General features: G+C 41.0%; 4 protein-coding genes and 1 pseudogene. 2 read left to right on the top strand and 3 right to left on the bottom strand.

From position 1 onward, the window contains the following. From HT697_RS06875 to HT697_RS06870, 3 genes and pseudogenes are all read right to left on the bottom strand, one after another. A partial coding sequence (locus HT697_RS06875) for a YSIRK-type signal peptide-containing protein (protein WP_173262632.1) occupies window positions 1-915 on the bottom strand: 915 nt, incomplete at its 3' end. A gap of 1,230 nt (window positions 916-2,145) precedes the next feature. Continuing rightward, window positions 2,146-2,253, bottom strand: a pseudogene (locus HT697_RS10350) (flagellar assembly protein H domain protein); the annotation flags it as partial. 5 nt (window positions 2,254-2,258) lie between these two features. Next, the gene (locus HT697_RS06870; protein WP_173262629.1) at window positions 2,259-3,245 is read right to left on the bottom strand and encodes an Rpn family recombination-promoting nuclease/putative transposase; all 987 of its coding nucleotides are present in this window, start codon (window positions 3,243-3,245) and stop codon (window positions 2,259-2,261) included. 186 nt (window positions 3,246-3,431) lie between these two features. On the opposite strand from HT697_RS06870, the gene HT697_RS06865 reads away from it, so the two are divergent. Continuing rightward, the gene (locus HT697_RS06865; protein WP_173262626.1) at window positions 3,432-4,409 is read left to right on the top strand and encodes a Gfo/Idh/MocA family oxidoreductase; all 978 of its coding nucleotides are present in this window, start codon (window positions 3,432-3,434) and stop codon (window positions 4,407-4,409) included. Next, a complete protein-coding gene (locus HT697_RS06860) occupies window positions 4,406-5,488 on the top strand; it encodes a DEAD/DEAH box helicase (protein WP_173262623.1) in 1,083 nt (360 codons plus the stop codon). Before HT697_RS06865 ends, HT697_RS06860 begins: the two co-directional genes overlap by 4 nt. Window positions 5,489-5,615: the final 127 nt, after the last annotated feature.

Here is a 5,615-nt window from a genome sequence, read left to right as displayed (position 1 = left end):
AACACCATTTTTACCTTCTGTATTTGTATAGGTTGGGAGCGTCTGTGGAGTAGCTTGAGAGCCAGCTCCAGGAGTAGTTGCGTTCCCTCCAGCAGATGGATTGACTGAGTTTGCAGCTGGTGCTGCCGCGCTCAAGCCTCCTCTTCTACGACGGTTCCCTCCGGTTGGTTGCTCAGTTACAGCTCCGTCTGGAGTGGCGAGTCCGGTAGAGGTCAGACCTGTAGATGTGAGGTCTGTAGATGCTAGACCTGCTTTTTCCAAGATTGTTGGATTTTCTAGGGCAGGTGTCAAGGCTTGGTTGACACGGCTGATTAGGGCTTCCATAGCTCTTGTTTGCTCGTCAACTTGCGCTTGTGTCGCTTTAGGGTCGCTCAAAACTGCATTAGCTGCTGCTAGACCCGCTTCCACTTCAGCATGGAGTTCCTGCATTGAGCTAAGCGTTAGTTTTTCCAATAAAGCTTGCAGATTACCTTGAATTGATTTGGCTGCTGTCGTATCAGCGACGGTCGGCTCTTCTTGCTCTTTTACTTCTCCTGCTTGAGAAGGTTCTTGGTTAGCTGGATTTGTCTCGGACTGAGCAGAGTTAGACTCAGCTCCTGCTTGCCCTTGATTGGTTTCCTCAGCTGGCGCTTCTTGCGTTTTCACCTCATCAGCTGCTTTGAGTTCAGCTGGCTGGTCAGTTGAAACCTTGTTCGAGTCTCCCTCATCCGAGGACGCCGGATTTCCATCTGCATTGCCATCAGAACCTGCCGTAACGACATCACTTGCCGTAGCTGGAGTAATGGGTTCATGCGCTGCTACTGCCCCGTTAGCAAAGAACATCAATGCCGCAACCGCGACACTGGCAGCACCAAAGTGATATTTTCGAATCGAATATCGGAAAACCTTTTCTTTGTTATATTTTCCAAAGTCCATGAAATTTTTCTCCTTTTTTGTAAGTTGTTTTGAAAACAAAAATAGCCTTATCATCTTCAAACTCACATGATATTAAATAGTATTGATAGAACTATTTAACCCACTGCACCCAGTGTACAGTCTAGTAATAATTATACCATACCCCCCCCCCCGAATTTACCATCTAATCATCCAAAAATCTTGATTTTTAGAGAATTTTTTAGCATATGTTTATTATATTGATTATAGATATACGCTTTTTTGATTTATTTCCTATAAACTAATAACTTTTCTATATCTTTATTTATGAAAATTTTAGTATAATAATAGTTATAATTGGCTGATTTTTAGTAGTGTGAATATATTAAATATAATTTAGAAACCAAGTATGGATTCAAATTTTAGTTTGAAAAACCCTCCCTATTTTTGGATTGGAAGAGCTTATCATCAGTTTCTGAAAAATGTCTAAGACTTACGGGACTTGTTCGATACCTATTTGCAGCAAGATTAAATGGTTAGCTGGTTAGAAATTGAATTGGTCAGCTTTTATTTCATCTCACTATCCCCTATTCCTAGAGCCACAATCTCCCTATTCCTTCCTTTGACGATTCTCATCTCCAAAATCACTCCTATCCCTAGACCGCTTTCAGCCCTTACCTCATGATAATCAAGCTTGGAAATATAGTAGATTGAAATAAAATATGAACAAATTGATAAGGGGATTTTAAAGTATTTTCTAACAATGCTTTAGAAACTATGATGTGCTATTCTAAATTCAACTCACTATAAAAAGAAACTAAAACAAAATGAAACAAGAATCAAACAAATTAGTCTTGAATTTAAATCAATTTATAACAATATTTTAAAAGCCCCTTGTACTATTCCAGCTTCAGCTCATTATGTTTGTTCTAAATCTATTGATTATTCAATCTAAGATTAGTATTTTGAGCTATCCTACATAAGTCTCCTGGCTTGCTTTTTGATTTTTGTTTATAGGATATTGAATTTGGAATAGTTCACTAGTACTTCTAAAACATTGATAGAAATTACTTTGACTTTCCTGACTGATTTGTTCAGTTCTTATTTCATTCATATATGCTATGCATTAACCGATAGCGGATACCTACGGAGAACTTGCCACTCAGATGTAGGACCTGCCCATCATACAAAAAAACAGACTTCATCCCACAAAGAGATAAAATCTGTTACTATTTTCTACACGATATTTCCTAATTTTTAATCCAGCAGTTAATCTGCCTGGCTGATGGCTCGCTCGGGGCGCTGGGTAAAAGGCTTATTACCAAAAAACTCCAACCACGGTTTACGAACCTCGTCCTTGCTGGTTTCTCTGTATTTTTTAGGTCTTATTTGTAATGTTTTTTCAATAGCGCCTCAAACTCAGCGACGCTCATACCCAGCTGATGGCTGGCAACCTCGGAAGTCAGAAGTCCTTGGCGAACCATATCTAGGAAGGCAAAAAGTTTTCCACGCTCTAGACCTTGTTCAATCCCTTCAGCTCGTCCACGTTCAAGACCTCGCTCCAGCCCCTGTTCAATCCCCTCTGCACGACCGCGTTCAAGACCTCTCTCCAACCCTTTTTCCTCAGCTTGTTCCAAGGCATAGTCCTGTGCTAACAAGGCTTGTTCTTCGCGCATACGTAGTTGACTAAACATTTTCCTGTCCTCCTCGGACCAGCTCTTATAGTCCAGCAGTTGATCTGCTTGGCTGATAGCTCGCTCGGGTTGCTGGGTAAAGGGCTTGTTGCCGAAAAACTCCAACCATGGTTTACGAACCTCGTCTTTGCTGGTTTCTCTGTATTTTTTTAATTCCAAGAATGCCATCTTGACCAGATGATTTTCTTGACCGTTACTTGTGATGGTTAAGACTTCACCCGTCGTGTCCTCGCGCATACTGAAACTGTGAAAAGCTAAGTCATCTTGAAAATAATTACTATCCACAATAGCTATTGCGTAAACAGGTGCGATATGCTTGTAACTCTGGTGTGTATCACCTTCTCGCTGGCGAATTTTTTCTAGGTTTTGATTGACCTGACTGCATAGATAAGCCCACAAACGATTGATGAAAAAATTCTGATGATGAACCTGAATCTCAATAATTACTTGCGTTCCATTGTCCAACTCCGCCAAGACGTCTATACTGGTATAGAAATCCTGTGCCGAGTACGGTGTAGTGGGCAAGACGTGAATGTTACTTCCCTCCAAAATGGTCACATTTTTTGCTGGCAAGTCCAGCATATCGCGGATAAATTGACAAGTGATTTCTGGGTTGCTGAATATTTTCTTAGCAACCAAGTCATTAGTTGGGCTAATGCCCGGATGTCTTAGAATCATCCTTTTCCTCCTTCTATTATAGCACATTTTTTAATCTAATTTACTAGATTTGATGCTTCTATCTATTTATTCGTAAAAGAAAGCTAATCGCTAATCGCTTATTTGAAATTTTTTACCCTCTGTTGGATAGTCCCGTCTATCTATGTTATAATGAAAGAAGGATTTAAAATCGGAAAAGGAGTATCTATGCTTAAATTAGGTGTCATCGGAACAGGTGCTATCAGCCATCACTTCATAGAAGCAGCCCATGCTAGTGGAAAATACCAGCTGGTCGCAGTCTATTCTAGGAAACTTGAAACTGCCGCAACCTTTGCTTCTCACTATGAGAATATCCAACTATTCGATCAATTAGAGGACTTCTTCAAGAGCTCTTTTGATGTGGTCTATATTGCCAGTCCAAACTCCTTGCATTTTGCTCAGGCAAAAGCTGCCTTGTCTGCTGGTAAACATGTCATTCTTGAAAAGCCAGCCGTCACTCAGCCACAAGAATGGCTGAATTTGATTCAAACAGCTAAGAAAAATCGCTGTTTTATCTTTGAAGCAGCTCGCAATTACCATGAAAAAGCTTTTACAACTATCAAAAACTTTTTAGCAGACAAGCAAATTTTAGGGGCAGATTTCAACTATGCCAAGTATTCTTCCAAAATGCCTAACTTGTTGGCTTGGGAGACACCAAATGTCTTTTCAGCCCGTTTTGCTGGTGGAGCTCTTATGGATTTGGGGATTTATCCTCTCTACGCTGCCGTTCACCTTTTTGGAAAAGCTAATGACGCGACTTACCAGGCTCAACAGCTTGACAATAGCATTGACCTAAATGGAGATGGTATCCTCTTCTACCCTGACTTTCAAGTTCACATCAAAGCTGGGAAAAACATCACTTCCAATCTTCCTTGCGAGATTTATACGACAGATGGAACCTTGACCCTCAACACCATCGAGCATATCCGCTCAGCTATTTTTACCGACCACCAAGGCAATCAAGTCCAGCTCCCTATCCAACAGGCTCCTCATACTATGACTGAGGAAGTCGCTGCATTTGCACAGATGATTCAGCAACCAGACCAGACACTCTACCAGAATTGGCTGGAAGATGCAAGCTCTGTCCATGAGCTACTATATACCATGCGCCAGACTGCTGGCATTAGATTTGAGGCAGAAAAATGAAAAGCAAACTACCGACTGAGTGGCAAGAACTGAGTGACCAACTCGGTTTCCAGGAATTCACCCCCATTCAAACTCAACTATTTGATCCTATTCTTGCTGGAGAAAACCTCCTAGGAGTGAGCCCAACCGGAACTGGTAAGACCCTAGCTTACCTCCTACCAAGTCTTCTCAGACTACAAAAGAAAAAAGCCCAACAACTCTTGATTCTAGCACCAAATACAGAACTTGCTGGACAGATTTTCGATGTATGTAAAACGTGGGCTGAAGCTATCGGCTTGACTCCCCAACTCTTCTTATCAGGTTCAAGTCAAAAACGACAAATTGAACGACTCAAAAAAGGACCAGAAATTCTGATTGGAACCCCTGGCCGTATCTTTGAACTAATTAAATTGAAAAAAATCAAGATGATGAATGTGGAAACCATCATCCTGGATGAATTTGACCAATTACTAGATGATTCTCAGATACACTTTGTAGAGAAAATCACTCACTACGCACCGCGTGACCACCAACTGGTCTACATGAGTGCCACGACCAAGTTTGACCAAGAAAAGATTGCGCCAAATACACGTACCATTGATCTCTCTGATCAAAAACTGGATAATATCCAACATTTCTACATGCAGGTAGACCAGCGTCACCGAGTGGATATGCTGCGAAAACTAGCTCATGTTGAGGATTTCCGCGGTCTGATCTTCTTTAACAGCCTATCAGACCTTGGAAGTTCAGAAGAAAAATTACAGTATCGGGATATCTTGGCTGTTTCTCTAGCTAGTGATGTTAATGTCAAATTTAGAAAAGTCATCTTAGAAAAGTTTAAAGACAAGCAACTAACCCTACTCCTTGCAACTGACCTTCTTGCACGTGGAATTGATATCGATAGCCTAGAATGCGTCGTAAACTTTGATGTTCCTAGAGATATTGAAACCTACACTCACCGCGCTGGCCGTACAGGTCGCATGGGTAAGGAAGGTTACGTTATCACTCTCGTCACTCATCCAGAAGAACTTAAAAAACTCAAGAAATTTGCGAGCGTACGTGAAATTGTCTTGAAAAATCAAGAACTCTATATCAAATAATCTCCCATTGCTCTATACACATCCAGTGTATGGAGCTTTTTTATAAGCAATTCAATTTTATACTCTTCGAAAATCTCTTCAAACCGCGTCAGCTTCGCCTTGTCGTATGTATATGATACTGACTTCG

Source organism: Streptococcus sp. 1621, from assembly GCF_013276615.1.
Classification (GTDB): Bacteria; Bacillota; Bacilli; order Lactobacillales; family Streptococcaceae; genus Streptococcus.
The sequence above is the reverse complement of the archived record's forward strand: the minus strand, read 5'-3'. Positions and strand labels throughout refer to the sequence as shown.